13 protein-coding genes are annotated in these 13,674 nt (G+C 64.0%); 9 read left to right on the forward strand and 4 right to left on the reverse strand.

Translation table 11 applies throughout. The annotated features are described in order from the left end of the window. Positions 1 to 23 precede the first annotated feature (23 nt). The 3 genes from BLO80_RS16455 to BLO80_RS16465 are packed head-to-tail and all read right to left on the reverse strand — an operon-like array spanning position 24 to position 4,978. Positions 24 to 1,925 (reverse strand): ATP-binding protein, encoded by a 1,902-nt coding sequence (locus tag BLO80_RS16455; protein ID WP_092328346.1) that lies wholly within the window; start codon positions 1,923 to 1,925, stop codon positions 24 to 26. Further along, positions 1,922 to 2,854, reverse strand: a complete 933-nt coding sequence (locus tag BLO80_RS16460; protein ID WP_092328344.1) for an ABC transporter substrate-binding protein — start codon at positions 2,852 to 2,854, stop codon at positions 1,922 to 1,924. The genes BLO80_RS16455 and BLO80_RS16460 overlap by 4 nt, the downstream gene beginning before the upstream one ends. Continuing rightward, entirely contained in the window at positions 2,855 to 4,978 is a 2,124-nt protein-coding gene (locus tag BLO80_RS16465) for a TonB-dependent receptor plug domain-containing protein (protein ID WP_092328343.1), read from the reverse strand. Positions 4,979 to 5,177: 199 nt separating this feature from the next. On the opposite strand from BLO80_RS16465, the gene BLO80_RS16470 reads away from it, so the two are divergent. From BLO80_RS16470 to pyrF, 9 genes are all read left to right on the forward strand, one after another. Beyond that, the gene (locus tag BLO80_RS16470; RefSeq protein WP_092201822.1) at positions 5,178 to 6,203 is read left to right on the forward strand and encodes an NAD(P)H-dependent glycerol-3-phosphate dehydrogenase; all 1,026 of its coding nucleotides are present in this window, start codon (positions 5,178 to 5,180) and stop codon (positions 6,201 to 6,203) included. Positions 6,204 to 6,233: 30 nt separating this feature from the next. Further along, positions 6,234 to 6,581 carry a DUF4389 domain-containing protein gene (locus BLO80_RS16475; RefSeq protein ID WP_092328341.1) on the forward strand — a complete coding sequence of 116 codons (348 nt, stop codon included), beginning with the start codon at positions 6,234 to 6,236 and terminating at the stop codon, positions 6,579 to 6,581. Further along, the gene (gene sixA / locus BLO80_RS16480; RefSeq protein WP_092328340.1) at positions 6,578 to 7,030 is read left to right on the forward strand and encodes a phosphohistidine phosphatase SixA; all 453 of its coding nucleotides are present in this window, start codon (positions 6,578 to 6,580) and stop codon (positions 7,028 to 7,030) included. Before BLO80_RS16475 ends, sixA begins: the two co-directional genes overlap by 4 nt. 52 nt (positions 7,031 to 7,082) lie before the next feature. Further along, positions 7,083 to 7,526: a hotdog fold thioesterase gene (locus BLO80_RS16485; protein WP_092328338.1), complete on the forward strand. Its 444-nt coding sequence runs from the start codon at positions 7,083 to 7,085 to the stop codon at positions 7,524 to 7,526. 284 nt (positions 7,527 to 7,810) lie between these two features. After that, complete coding sequence (locus tag BLO80_RS16490) at positions 7,811 to 8,605, forward strand: alpha/beta fold hydrolase (protein WP_092328337.1); 795 nt, start codon at positions 7,811 to 7,813, stop codon at positions 8,603 to 8,605. Further along, positions 8,602 to 9,453: an alpha/beta hydrolase gene (locus BLO80_RS16495; RefSeq protein ID WP_092328335.1), complete on the forward strand. Its 852-nt coding sequence runs from the start codon at positions 8,602 to 8,604 to the stop codon at positions 9,451 to 9,453. Before BLO80_RS16490 ends, BLO80_RS16495 begins: the two co-directional genes overlap by 4 nt. A 129-nt stretch (positions 9,454 to 9,582) precedes the next feature. After that, the gene (locus BLO80_RS16500; RefSeq protein ID WP_092328334.1) at positions 9,583 to 10,401 is read left to right on the forward strand and encodes a DUF4892 domain-containing protein; all 819 of its coding nucleotides are present in this window, start codon (positions 9,583 to 9,585) and stop codon (positions 10,399 to 10,401) included. Positions 10,402 to 10,463: 62 nt separating this feature from the next. After that, entirely contained in the window at positions 10,464 to 11,501 is a 1,038-nt protein-coding gene (locus tag BLO80_RS16505; protein WP_092328332.1) for an AI-2E family transporter, read from the forward strand. A 136-nt stretch (positions 11,502 to 11,637) separates the two neighbouring features. After that, positions 11,638 to 12,336 (forward strand): orotidine-5'-phosphate decarboxylase, encoded by a 699-nt coding sequence (gene pyrF, locus BLO80_RS16510; RefSeq protein ID WP_060741184.1) that lies wholly within the window; start codon positions 11,638 to 11,640, stop codon positions 12,334 to 12,336. 119 nt (positions 12,337 to 12,455) lie between these two features. Here pyrF and BLO80_RS16515 read toward each other — a convergent pair whose 3' ends face one another. After that, positions 12,456 to 13,457, reverse strand: coding sequence for an NADP-dependent oxidoreductase (locus BLO80_RS16515; protein WP_092328331.1), 1,002 nt, complete (start codon positions 13,455 to 13,457; stop codon positions 12,456 to 12,458). Positions 13,458 to 13,674: the final 217 nt, after the last annotated feature.

The following is a 13,674-nucleotide window of genomic DNA, read 5'->3' on the forward strand; positions in this document are numbered from 1 at the left end:
CACAGATGGTCTGGTGAGCGGTTCTAATTCACCCAGCGCTGCAGAATCTGTTGCAGGTCGTTCCTTTTGAACGGCTTGGCCAGGTAATCGTTCATGCCCGCCGCGAGGCAGGCTTCGCGATCGCCCTGCAAGGCGTTGGCCGTCAGGGCGATAATCGGTACCTCGCCGCAGCCCGGCAACTGACGGATCTGCCGGGTGGCTTCGTAGCCATCGATGATGGGCAAGCGGCAATCCATGAGGATCGCTTCGAAGATCAGGCTTTCGGCGCTGCGTACGGCCTGGGCGCCATCGGTGGCGACGCTGACGGTGAAACCCAGGCTGCGCAGCATGGCTTCGATCACCGTCTGGTTGACCGGATTGTCTTCCACCAGCAACACGTTGCGGCCTTCGCCGTTGCCGCTACCGGTGGGCAGGCGCGGTGCCAGGGTCGGTGGCGCCTGGCGCGACAGGGCCAGCGGGATCTCGAGGGTGAACACCGAGCCCTGGCCTTCTTCGCTCTGGGCCCGCAGCGTCCCGCCCATGCGTTCGGCCAGGGTGCGGGCGATCGGCAAGCCCAGGCCAGTGCCGCCGTAGCGCCGGGAAATCGAACTGTCGGCCTGCTGGAAGGCGTCGAACATGCGCTCCAGGCTCTCGGCGGGGATACCAATGCCGCTGTCGCGCACCGTGCAGGTGAACCACAGCAGTTCGTGGTCCAGGGCCTGCCATTGGCATTGCACGGTGACACGGCCTTGCTCAGTGAATTTCAGCGCGTTGCCGATCAGGTTCACCAGGATCTGCCGTATCCGCGTCGGATCGCCCTGCACCTGCAAGGCCTGCATGTCGTCCGGGACCAGCAGGTCCAGGCCCAGCTTGCGTTGCGCGGCGCTGTGCTGGAACGACTGCGCGCAACTGCCCACCAGTTCGGCCAGGTTGAACGGGATGTGCTCCAGTTCCAAGGCCGAGCGTTCGATGCGCGAGAAGTCGAGGATGTCGTTGATCACCTTCAGCAGGTGCTCGGTGGATTCCGACGCCAGCGCCGTGTACTCGTGCTGTTCGTCGGTCATGCGAGTGGTTTCCAGCAGTTGCAGCATGCCCAGTACGCCGTTCATGGGCGTGCGCAGTTCATGGCTCATCATCGCGAGGAACTCGGACTTGGCGCTGTTGGCTTTTTCCGCTTCCTCGCGGGTCTTGATCAACTGCGCCATGGCCTGGTGCTGTTCGCGGCTGGCTTGTTCCAGGCCGTTGGCCAGGTTGTTGATGTGCCGCGACAAGGCCCCCAGTTCGGCATCATCGACGACGGGCAGGGGGGTGCTGTAGTCGCCTTGCTGGATGGCCTTGACCGCGTTGCCGATGTCGCGGATTGGCCGGGACAGGTTGGTCGCCAGCCGGCGCGCCACCAGGAAGGTGAACAGCAGGGCGAACAGCGCCAGGATCGCCGCCTTGAACAGGATCTCCTGTTGCCGCTGGCTGAAGGCGTCACTGGACATGCCGACGATCACGCGGCCCAGGTAATCTTCACCAGGTGCCTCGACGGCGGTGCTGTTGCCTTGCAGGAAATCATTGTTCAGGGCAATGCGCTGCAGGCGCACCGGGGCCTGGAAGACTTCGATCTGTTGGGCGCGGCTGTGGACCTGCTCCGGTTGTTCGACGTACACCAGGACCTTGTCGGTACTGTCCTGGACCTCCAGGAAGCGCACGTGCGGGGTCGCCAGGGTCGCGGTGAGCAGGCTTTCCAGCACCTCGTTGTTGCCGGAAATCACCCCGTACTCCGTGGCGGGGGCCAGTTGGTTGGCGATCAGTTGCCCGGTGTGATTGAGCTCCTGGCGCAAGTCCTGGATCCGTACGAAGGTAAAGAAGCTGATCAGCAGCACGGTCAGCAGCAACGCCGGACCGAGGGCGATGAGCTGGGTGCGGGTATTGATGTCCCAACGACGACGCAAGGTCATGGGCGGTGTTCTCCTTCGGCCAACGTTGCCGCGACGGATTCGGCGTCAATCGGTTCGATCCCCAGCGAGCGGGAGACCTGCCGGTTGCCCAGGACTTTGAAGCGGTCCGGATACAGCGTGCGCGGCCAGGTCGTGGCGGGGCGGTCGAGCAGCTCGTCGAGAATCGCCAGCCAGTCTTGCTGGTCGCTGTAGGTGCTGGCCAGGCTGCCGGCCTTGACGAATGCCGCGCTGGGCCCGATCAGCGCACGTTGCCGGGCATAGCTGCTGAGCAATAGGTTCTTCACGGTTTTGGGGTTGTACAAGTCGGGGTCATCGATGCCCAGCAGCACGTCGCTCTGGCCCAGCAGGTTTTGCAGGGGACGGCTGTCGCTGGTGTCGTCCCAGCGTTCGCTGACGATCACCAGGCCCAGCGGTGCCGCGGCCTGGCGGATGTCCTTGAGCAGGAATTCACTGTGGACGTCGTACAGCACGCCGACCTGTCGCACTTGCGGCAGGATGGTGCGGATCAGCTGCAATTGCCGGGCCATCGGTGGATCGCTCCACAGCAGGCTCAGATGCGCGGGCGTGGCCTCGCCCAGGCGATCGCGGGCTTGCTGGCGGCTGATGCGCAGGACCAGGGTGGCCGGACCCCGGGCGTCTTGCAGGCGCCATTCCAGGCTGGGCAGGTCAAGCAGAACCAGGCGGACATTATCCGGCAACTTGTCCGGCGTCGGCAGGTTGGCCAGCGGCGCAAACCGCACGCTGTCTTCGGGGCGCAGGGCTTTCAGGGCCTGGGTGAAAGACTGCACGCCGGGGCTGTCCTCGGCGCCGGTCAACAGGATTTCGGCGGCCCGGGCTTGGAGGGTTGTCAGCCACCCGGCAAACACCAGGCACAGGGCCAGCGTCAGGCGGCCATGAAATGGCATCTTGCGGGGGAGGTGCCGGGACATCTAGAACGACAACTCCGCGCTGAAGTACACGACATGGCGGGCGTCGTAGCGGTTGTCGACGAAGGTCATGGGCTGGTTGTCCAGGCGCTGCTGCAGGACGCCCGCCAGTTCCAGGCTGGCCTTGCCCAGGGGAATGCGCCGGGCGATGCGGGTGTCCACCCGTTCGAAGCGATAGCCGTTGAGATCGTCGGCGGCGTAATAGAACAGCGCGCTGTTCCAGCCTTGGCCCCAGTCCCTCAGCCAGCCGGCCGAGCCGCTGTTGCGGGCGGTCAGTTGTTCGTCGAGGGGGTTGCTGGCCTGGGCGTCGACATAGGCATAGGTCAGGCGCAGGCGGTCGGCGCTGGTCATGCGCCAGTCGAACTGGGTCTCGACCCCGGAGAACTGTGATTCGTTGGCGTTGCTGGCAATGTACTGATTGTTGCGCAGCGGCTCGCTGATCATGCCGGTGATTTCGTCATGGAACAGTTTCACATCGACCGCCAGGCCCAGGTCCACGAAGTAGCCGTTGTAGCCCAGTTCCCGGGAGCGCATGTGTTCCTGTTCCAGGTTGCCCGGGCCGCGGGTCTGGACGAAGTAACGGGCACTGTTCTGGCCGAAGGCGGCGGGTTGCAGGTTGGTGACCTGATAGCTCCAGTTGACGTTGTTCTCGAACATGTCCGGCGAGCGCACGGCTTCGGAGTACACCGCCCGCAGGCCGTGGCGGGGAGTGATCAGGTAATTGACGGCGATCCGCGGAGTCAGCGAGCTGCCGGTCAGGCGGGTGTCTTCGAACATCGCGCCGCCCTGCAACAGCCAATGCTCGGTGGCCCGCCATTCGAGCTGGCCGAACAGGCGCCAGGTGGTGTCGTCCAGGGTGCCGTTGAAGTACGTCTCCGAGTCGGCCCGGTCGTAGCGATAGTTGGCCCCGGTGACCAGTCGCAGGCTGTCGGACAGGCTCAGGGTGTCCTGGATCTCCAGGTCGTAGCGCGATTCCCGGGTGCTCTGGTCGATATCGCCGCACAGGGTTTGCGAGGCGCCATTGCGCCACTGGTCGAGTACCTGATTGGCCAACGCCTGTTCCTGTGGCGTGCCGCTTGGCGCGCCGGTGCTGGTGTAGTTGGAGATATTGCGCGCCAGCTTCTCGGCATAGTTGGGATTGAGCTGCCACAGGTCGGTCAGTTGCGGGCTGAAGGACACCTCGGCGTCACAGGCGCGCCAGGTCTGCTGGCGATCCCAGTGTTGGATCGAGCCCTGTACATAAAGGCTGTGATCGGGGTCCAGGTCCAGGTTCCAGCGCAGTGAGCCGGCGTAGTCCTTGGCGATGACGTCGGAGTTATCCCCAGCGGCGGTAATCCCGGCAAACACGGGATGGTAGGTATAAGGCCGCTGGTTGGTCCCATCCTTGGCGTTCAATTGCCAGTCGATGCTCTGCCGTTCGTCCAGGGTCTGGCTGACGGACAGGTTGAAGCGGTTCAGGCGGCGGCTGTCGCGGTAGTCGGCACCGTTGCGGTCGCTGTCAAAACCATCGTCTTCCTGGCCGGACAGCGACAGCCGCAGGTCGCCGCCTTCCCAGCCGCTGCCCTGGCTGGCGTACCAGTCACTGATGCCACGCTGGCCCCGGGTGATTTTCAACCGGGTGCCGTGGCTGTCGGCCGGGGCGCGGGTGATGATGTTGACCACCGCCATCAGCGCGTTGGCGCCATAACTGACGGTGTTGGGGCCGCGGAAGACTTCGATCCGCTCGATGTCTTCCATGGCCACCGGAATATCGCTCCAGTCCACCGTGGCCAGGCCGGCGCGGTACACCGAGCGGCCGTCGATCAGCACTTGCATGCGCCGGGCTTCGCTGGCATTGGTGCCATGGTAGTTCACGGCCGCCTGGTTGCCTGTGATGTTGCCGACCATCATGCCCGGCACCAGGCGCAGCAGTTCGCTGATGTCCCGGGCGCCGCTGGCCTTGATCAGCTCGCTGTCGAGCACGGTCATGCTGCCCGGCACCGCCGCTGGCGATTGCTTCAGGCGCGTGGCCGTCAGCACCTGGGGCAGGGGCTGGCTGTCCACGAACAAGTCGTCGGCCAGCACTGGCGGGCTGATGATCAGTGCCAATAGCAGGGACGAACCTGAGCGGGAAGGGCCAACGGACACGGCACAGCCTATGGGAATGGGTGGGTGACGGGCATGTTAACTGAGCTGAACGACTTTTCCATTCACGTTGACAGCATTTTCCTAGGAATTAATGGTCAGCTTCCTACAGCTGGCGGTAATTGTTGCCGGGGCTGGTCGCCATCCGGCCGCTCCGTATAATGCCCCGCATTGCCACTTGGTATGGATGAACGGATTGCATATGACTGAACAGCGCCCGATTGCGGTCCTGGGGGGTGGGAGTTTCGGTACCGCCGTGGCTAACCTGCTGGCCGAGAACGGTCACCCGGTGCGCCAGTGGATGCGTGACCCGGAACAGGCCGAGGCCATCCGGGTCAACCGCGAGAACCCGCGTTACCTCAAGGGCATCAAGATTCGCCCGGAAGTGGTTCCGGTGACTGACTTGCAGGCCACCCTGGAGGGCAGCGACCTGTTCTTCGTCGCCTTGCCGTCCAGTGCCTTGCGCTCGGTGCTGGCGTCCCATGCCGAGCGCTTGAGCGGCAAGTTGTTGGTGAGCCTGACCAAGGGCATCGAAGCCCAGACCTTCAAGCTGATGAGCGAGATTCTCGAAGAAATCGCCCCCAAGGCGCGTATCGGTGTGATTTCCGGGCCGAACCTGGCGCGGGAAATCGCCGAGCACGCCTTGACCGCCACGGTGGTCGCCAGCGAGGACGAAGCGCTGTGCCAACGGGTCCAGGCCGCACTCCATGGCCGCACCTTTCGGGTCTACGCCAGCGCCGACCGTTTCGGGGTGGAGCTGGGCGGGGCGCTGAAGAACGTCTATGCCATCATCGCCGGCATGGCGGTGGCGCTGGGCATGGGGGAGAACACCAAGAGCATGCTGATCACTCGCGCGCTGGCGGAAATGACCCGTTTCGCCGTCAGCCAGGGTGCCAACCCGATGACTTTCCTGGGATTGGCCGGGGTGGGCGACCTGATCGTCACCTGCTCCTCGCCCAAGAGCCGCAACTACCAAGTCGGTTTTGCCCTCGGCCAAGGCTTGAGCCTTGACGAGGCCGTGTCGCGCCTGGGTGAAGTGGCCGAAGGGGTCAACACCCTCAAGGTGCTCAAGGCCAAGTCCCAGGAGGCGGGGGTGTATATGCCGCTGGTCGCCGGGCTGCACGCGATTCTGTTCGAAGGGCGCACGCTTGAGCAGGTGATCGAGCTGTTGATGCGTGGCGAACCGAAGACCGACGTCGATTTCATTTCCACCAGCGGTTTCAACTGAACCGCTAATGACCGCAAGCAGGAGCGAGCCATGAACGATCCGCAAGGGCAACCCCAATACGAATCCATCCTGCTGCGTGTGCTGTGGATGGTGGTTTATCTGCTGGTCTGGCAGGTGGCGCAATTCATCCTCGGCGCCGTGGTGCTGGTGCAATTGATTTATCGGCTGATCTACGGCGCGCCCAGCGCCAGCCTGATGAATTTCGGCGACAGCCTGAGCCAGTTCCTGGCGCAGATCGGCCGTTTCGGCACCTTCCACAGCGATCAGAAGCCTTGGCCGTTTGCCGACTGGCCGACCCCACGCACGCCGGAAGGCGAAGCGCCACACACCGTGGCACCGGCACCGCATCCCGTCCGGGACGAGGAGCCGAAGCTATGAAACTGTGGGTATTGCGTCACGGTGAGGCAGAGCCCCATGGTGTCCGTCCCGATCCGGAACGGGTCTTGACGGTGCACGGCCGCGAGGAGGTGTTGCTCAGCGCCGGCCGGTTGATGGGCGAGCCGTTGCGGGCCATCTACGCCAGCCCTTATGTGCGTGCCCAGCAGACCGCGCAACTGGTGCGCGAAGCACTGGGGTTCGAGCCTGAACTGATCACCGTCGATTGGCTCACGCCGGAGACCCGACCGACGGAGGTGCTAAGGCATCTGGAGGACCAGGACGATGTGCTGCTGGTCAGCCATAACCCATTGGTGGGCAGCCTGCTGGGGTTGTTGCAGCACGGCCATCTGCAACAACCCGAGCAAGTGCAAACCGCCGGCCTGGCCGAGCTGGAAGGCGATATGCCGCTGGCCGGGGCGATGGTGCTCAAGGGCATCAGGCACCCCTGAATAGAGCGGTTGCAGGACTGGGCAAGACAACAATCACACAGGAAGGGCAACGATGAGTCTGTGGCGCACCACCCCCGACATCGAGAAACTGAACGCCGCCGGTAAAAACACCATCAGCGAAGTGCTGGACATTCGGTTCGAGTCCTTCGACGACGAATCCCTGACCGCCAGCATGGTGGTCGATCAGCGCACCCACCAGCCGTTCGGCCTGCTGCATGGCGGTGCTTCGGTGGTGCTGGCCGAAACGGTCGGCTCCATGGCTGCCTATCTCTGCGTGGACACCAGCAAGTTCTATTGCGTGGGCCTGGAGATCAACGCCAACCATCTGCGCGGTGTGCGCAGTGGACGGGTGACCGCCACGGCCCGGGTGGTCCACCTGGGGCGCACCACCCAAGTCTGGGACATCCGCCTGGTCAACGACGAGGGCAAGGTCAACTGCGTGTCGCGCCTGACCATGGCGGTGGTGCCGGTGGGTGAGCAGCCGCCGGCGCGTTGAAGCCCTACCTGTGGCGAGGGAGCTTGCTCCCGCTGGGCCGCGAAGCGGCCCCAAACCCACCGACTCGATCAGCCTGAATCATCGAGTGGCCTGATTTTGGGCCTGCTGCGCAGGCCAGCGGGAGCAAGCTCCCTCGCCACGGTGTTCAACATGAAATTCTGTGGTGGTGAGGCTCAACCCCATAGCCCAAGCCCGACTGTCATCATTCCTGTCAGTTACGGTCATTGCCGCGCCGTCGGGTTCTGCGGACAATCTGCCGCAGTTCCCCCAATGGATCGGCTGTCATGTCGCAACAGATTTTTTTCGCCCACGCCAATGGTTTCCCCTCGGCCACTTACGGCAAGCTGTTCGCCGCATTGGCGCCGCAGTACCAGGTCGCGCATCTGGAACTGCATGGCCATGACCCGCGTTTTCCGGTGGACGATAACTGGCACAACCTGGTGGACGAACTGATCCATCACCTGGAACAGCAACCGACGCCGGTGTGGGGCGTTGGCCACTCCCTGGGTGGCGTGCTGCACCTGCACGCGGCGTTGCGCTGTCCCCAGTTGTATCGCGGCGTGGTCATGCTCGATTCGCCAGTGCTGACCCGTACCGACCAGTGGGTGATCCGGGCCGCCAAGCGCCTGGGGTTTATCGATCGCCTGACCCCGGCAGGCCGGACGCTGGGGCGGCGCGAGGAGTTCGCTGACCTGGAATCCGCCCGACAGTATTTTGCCGGCAAGACACTGTTTCGCGGCTTTGACCCGGATTGCTTCGACGCCTATCTGCAACACGGCCTGCAGCAAGTCGGCGACCGGTTGCGCCTGCGCTTCGACCCGGCCACGGAGATCAGTATCTACCGCGGCGTGCCGCACACCAGCCCAGGACGGCCCCGTAAGCTCAAGGTGCCGCTGGCGGTGGTGCGCGGCCGGCAGAGTCGCGTGGTGATGCGGCATCACACCCGTTCGGTGGGGCGTATGCGCCATGGCGAATCCCTGAGCATGCCCGGCGGCCATATGTTTCCCCTCGAACGCCCGCAAGACACGGCCAACCTGCTCAAGAGCCTGTTCCAGCGTTGGGAAGGGCGCAGTGCATGAGTGGGGTCGAGGAGGTCCGCCTGAGCCTGCCTCACATCGAGCTGGCGGCTCACTTGTTCGGCCCGGAAGACGGGCTGCCGGTGATTGCCCTGCACGGTTGGCTGGACAACGCCAACAGCTTCGCCCGCCTGGCGCCCAGGCTCGCGGGGCTGCGGGTGATCGCCTTGGACATGGCCGGTCACGGTCATTCCGGGCATCGACCGCTGGGTGCCAGCTATGCCTTGTGGGACTACGTCCATGATGTGCTGCAAGTGGCCGAACAACTGGGCTTGAAGCGCTTCGCCCTGCTGGGGCATTCCATGGGCGCCATTGTCTCGCTGGTGCTGGCCGGTTCCCTGCCGGAACGGGTGACGCACCTGGGGTTGATCGACGGCGTGATTCCTCCTACAGCCAAAGGCGATAACGCGGCCGAACGCATGGGCATGGCCCTGCAAGCCCAGTTGGATTTGCAGCAAAAACGCAAGCCGGTCTACAAAACCCTCGACCGAGCCATCGAAGCGCGTATGAAGGGGCTGGTAGCGGTCAGCCGCGAGGCCGCCGAGTTACTGGCCCAGCGCGGCCTGATGCCGGTGCCCGGGGGCTATACCTGGCGCACCGACAACCGCCTGACCCTGCCATCGCCCCTGCGCCTGACCGAGGAGCAGGCCATGGCGTTCGTAGCGCGGGTCGCTTGTCCGGCGCATCTGGTGGTGGCGGCCGACGGCATGCTTGCCCAGCACCCGGAGCTGTTGGAGCGTCTACCCTTCAGTCATGAGCAGTTGCCGGGCGGCCATCATCTGCACCTTAACGATGAGGTCGGTGCCGGGCTTGTAGCAGACTGTTTCAATCGGTTCTTCACTGTTCCTTGACTTGCGCCGGGCAACTGTCGAGGCTGGGCGGGTTGAAAGGGAGACAACCATGACAGACCTCTGTTTGCCAGCCTCGCGGTGCATCGGCGACGCCCGTCGCGTCCACGTGTCCCAGGCCAAGCCGATCCGATGAAATTATCCGTTCACTTACTCGTCCTGCTGGTGCTGGCCTGCTTCAGTTCGGCGTCGTTCGCCGTCGATGTGCCGGGCAGCCGCGACCTGGAGCGCGTGCCGCGCATGCCCGATGCACAGATCGTCGATTATCGGCAAACCAGCGACCTGGAACGTGTCTACCCCATGGGCTCGATCCGCAAGATCAGCGGCCAGTTGCGCTTTGACGGCCAAGTCGATGCCCGTGGGAATGTCACGTCGGTCACCTATGAGCTGCCGCCGGAACATACCGCCACCCAGGCCTTTACCGCGGCGCGCGAAGCGTTGCAGAAACAGGGCGCCGAGTTGTTGTTCTGGTGCCAGGCCCGCGATTGCGGCGAAAGCAGCCTGTGGGCCAACGACGTCTTCGGCAATGCCAAGCTCTATGGCGCCGACAACGGCCAGGCCTTCCTGCTGCTGCGCCTGGCGCCGCCCGCGGACAACACGCTGATTGCGCTGTATGCCATCACCCGCGGCAATCGCAAGGCCTACCTGCATGTCGAGCAGTTCGAGGCGAATGCTGCGTTGGGGGACTTGCTGCCGACATCGGCCACCCTGTTGCGCCAGCTCAAGGACACCGGGGTCCTGGACTTGCCGCGTCTTGCCGGCGAGCCGGACGACACCTGGTTGCGCCTGTTGTCCCGGGCGCTGAACCTGGACACGGGCCTGCGGGTCAGTATCGCCGGGCCCCGGGCCGAGGACTGGCTCGAGGCGCTGGCGGGCCAGGGCGTCCGGGCGGCACGCATGGAGGCCGCCAGCGGCGAGGCGGCGGGATTGCACCTGGAGTTGCTGCGCTAAGCTGTCTCGGGGCGGTGGTTCACAGCCGTGCCCCGGTCCTGTTCATTTTTTCGAGACCCTACATGCTCAATAACGATCGGCTGTTGGTGCAGATCCTGCTTCTGGTGTTGTTCGGCGCGAGCCTCTGGGTCATGGCGCCGTTCTGGTCGGCGCTGTTCTGGGGCGCGGTGCTGGCGTTCGCCAGCTGGCCGTTGATGCGCCTGCTGACCCGCTGGGTCAATGGTCGCGAATCCCTGGCGGCGGCGTTACTGACGGTGGGCTGGATGTTGTTGGTGGCGGTGCCGCTGGTGTGGTTGGGTTTCAACCTGGCCGACCATGTGCGCGATGCCACCGCGTTCGTCCGGGATGTCCAAGTCGATGGCTTGCCCGAAGCCCCTGATTGGCTTGCCGCTATCCCCTTGGTGGGCGGGCGGCTGGTGGGCATCTGGAACAGCATCGATCAGCAGGGCGCGGCCATGATGGTGTCCATCAAGCCGTACCTGGGGCAGGTCGGCAACTGGCTGTTGGCGCGCAGTGCGCAGATTGGCGGCGGCATACTCGAACTGACCCTGAGTATTGTGTTCGTGTTCTTTTTCTATCGCGACGGCCCGCGCCTGGCGGCGTTCGTCCATGGCTTGCTGGAGCGTCTGATCGGTGACCGTGCCGGTTACTACATCGAACTGGTGGCCGGTACAGTGCAGCGGGTGGTCAATGGCGTGATCGGCACCGCGGCGGCCCAGGCCGTGCTGGCGCTGATCGGCTTCCTGATCGCCGGGGTGCCGGGGGCGCTGGTACTGGGGATCGTCACGTTCCTGCTGAGCCTGATCCCCATGGGGCCACCCCTGGTCTGGATTCCCGCCACGGCATGGCTGGTGTGGAAGGGGGAATACGGGATGGCGGTGTTCCTCGGCATCTGGGGCACCTTCATCATCAGTGGCGTGGACAACGTGCTCAAACCCTACCTGATCAGCCGTGGCGGAAACCTGCCCCTGGTCATCGTGTTGCTGGGGGTGTTCGGCGGGTTGATCGCCTTCGGTTTCATCGGCCTGTTCATCGGCCCGACCCTGTTGGCGGTGGCGTACAGCCTGTTGACGGACTGGAGCAAGAGCCAGGCGCGATAGTTTGTATCGGCTTCGACACAAAGGCCGCTATCGTCCATGCTGCCGAGGGCGATGAGATTTACCGATCATCGGGTCCCGCACGGGCGCTCGTTCCGCTACAATGCGCGCCGATTTCGACTTGCCTGAGAGCCCGCTCATGTCCGCCTGCCAGACGCCCATTATCGTCGCCCTGGATTTCCCCACCCGTGACGCCGCCCTGAAGCTGGCCGACCAGTTGGACCCCACGCTTTGCCGGGTCAAAGTCGGCAAGGAACTGTTCACCAGTTGCGCTTCGGAAATTGTCGGGACCCTGCGTGACAAGGGTTTCGAAGTGTTCCTGGACCTGAAGTTCCACGACATTCCCAACACCACCGCCATGGCGGTCAAGGCGGCTGCGGAGATGGGCGTATGGATGGTCAACGTGCATTGCTCCGGTGGCCTGCGCATGATGGCGGCCTGCCGTGAAGTGCTGGATCAGCGCAGCGGCCCTAAACCGTTGCTGATCGGCGTGACCGTGCTGACCAGCATGGAGCGCGAGGATCTGGCCGGGATCGGCCTGGACATCGAGCCTCAGGAGCAGGTGCTGCGGTTGGCGGCGCTGGCGCAGAAGGCCGGCCTGGACGGTCTGGTCTGTTCGGCCCTGGAAGCTGGCGCCCTGAAAGCGGCCCACCCGTCGTTGCAACTGGTGACCCCGGGGATTCGTCCGGCGGGCAGCGCCCAGGACGACCAGCGTCGCATCCTGACCCCACGTCAGGCGCTGGACGCCGGTTCCGACTACCTGGTGATCGGTCGCCCGATCAGCCAGGCCGCCGATCCGGCCCAGGCGCTGGCGGCGGTCGTGGCCGAACTGGCCTGATCCTACCCTGAAGGCCCTTGTGGGAGCGAGCTTGCTCGCGATAGTGGTATGTCAGTCAATAGCAATGTTGACTGACAGGGCCTCATCGCGAGCAAGCTCGCTCCCACAGTTGTTTTGTGTCAGACCTTGAGTACGAGTTTCCCGAAGTTCTCCCCGCTGAACAATTTGGTCAGTGTCTCGGGGAAGGTCTCCAGCCCTTCCACAATGTCTTCCTTGCTCTTGAGCTGCCCCTTGGCCATCCATCCGGCCATTTCCTGACCGGCGGCGGCGAACTGCGAGGCGTAGTCCATCACCACGAAACCTTCCATGCGGGCCCGGTTGACCAGCAGTGACAGGTAGTTGGCGGGGCCCTTCACCGCTTCCTTGTTGTATTGGCTAATGGCACCGCAAATCACCACGCGGGCCTTGAGGTTCAGTCGGCTGAGCACGGCATCCAGGATGTCGCCCCCGACGTTGTCGAAATACACATCCACGCCTTTGGGGCATTCGCGCTTGAGACCGGCGTGGACGTCTTCGTTCTTGTAGTCGATGGCGCCGTCGAAGCCCAATTCATCGACCAGGAATTTGCATTTGTCGGCACCGCCAGCGATGCCCACCACACGACAGCCTTTGATCTTGGCAATCTGCCCGGCGATGCTCCCCACCGCACCGGCGGCGCCCGACACCACCACGGTCTCGCCGGCCTTGGGCGCGCCGACGTCCAACAGGGCGAAATAAGCGGTCATGCCGGTCATGCCCAGGGCGGACAAATAACGTGGCAGCGGTGCCAGTTTCGGATCGACTTTGTAGAAACCCCTTGGCTCGCCGAGGAAATAATCCTGCACACCCAGGGCACCGTTGACGTAGTCCCCGACCGCGAACCCCGGGTTGTTCGAGGCAATCACTTGGCCGACACCCAGCGCCCGCATCACTTCACCGATGCCCACCGGTGGGATGTAGGACTTGCCCTCGTTCATCCAGCCGCGCATGGCCGGGTCCAGGGACAGGTATTCGTTCTTCACCAGGATCTGGCCGGCTGCCGGCTCGCCCACCGGTACTTGCTGATAGGTGAAAGTCTCGCGGGTCGCGGCGCCTACCGGGCGTTTGGCGAGCAGGAACTGGCGATTGGTCTGGGCAGTCATGGTTGGCACTCAAGATGAATGAAGACTTGTTGATAGACCTTCGAGGCGTTTGCCGCAAGGTTCGCCGCCCCAGCGAATGCACTTCGATCCAACCCAGTGATAGTGCCTCCAGGGCCCTTATCACTGGCGCCCATGAATGCCCAACCGGCATCTGGATAGTGCTGCCGTGCCACGCCAGGCTGTGGCTACACTGGCGCGACCCCGCATTCTTCGAGGA

The organism is Pseudomonas sp. NFACC56-3 (assembly GCF_900100025.1).
In the GTDB taxonomy this organism is placed as follows: Bacteria; Pseudomonadota; Gammaproteobacteria; order Pseudomonadales; family Pseudomonadaceae; genus Aquipseudomonas; species Aquipseudomonas fluorescens_AA.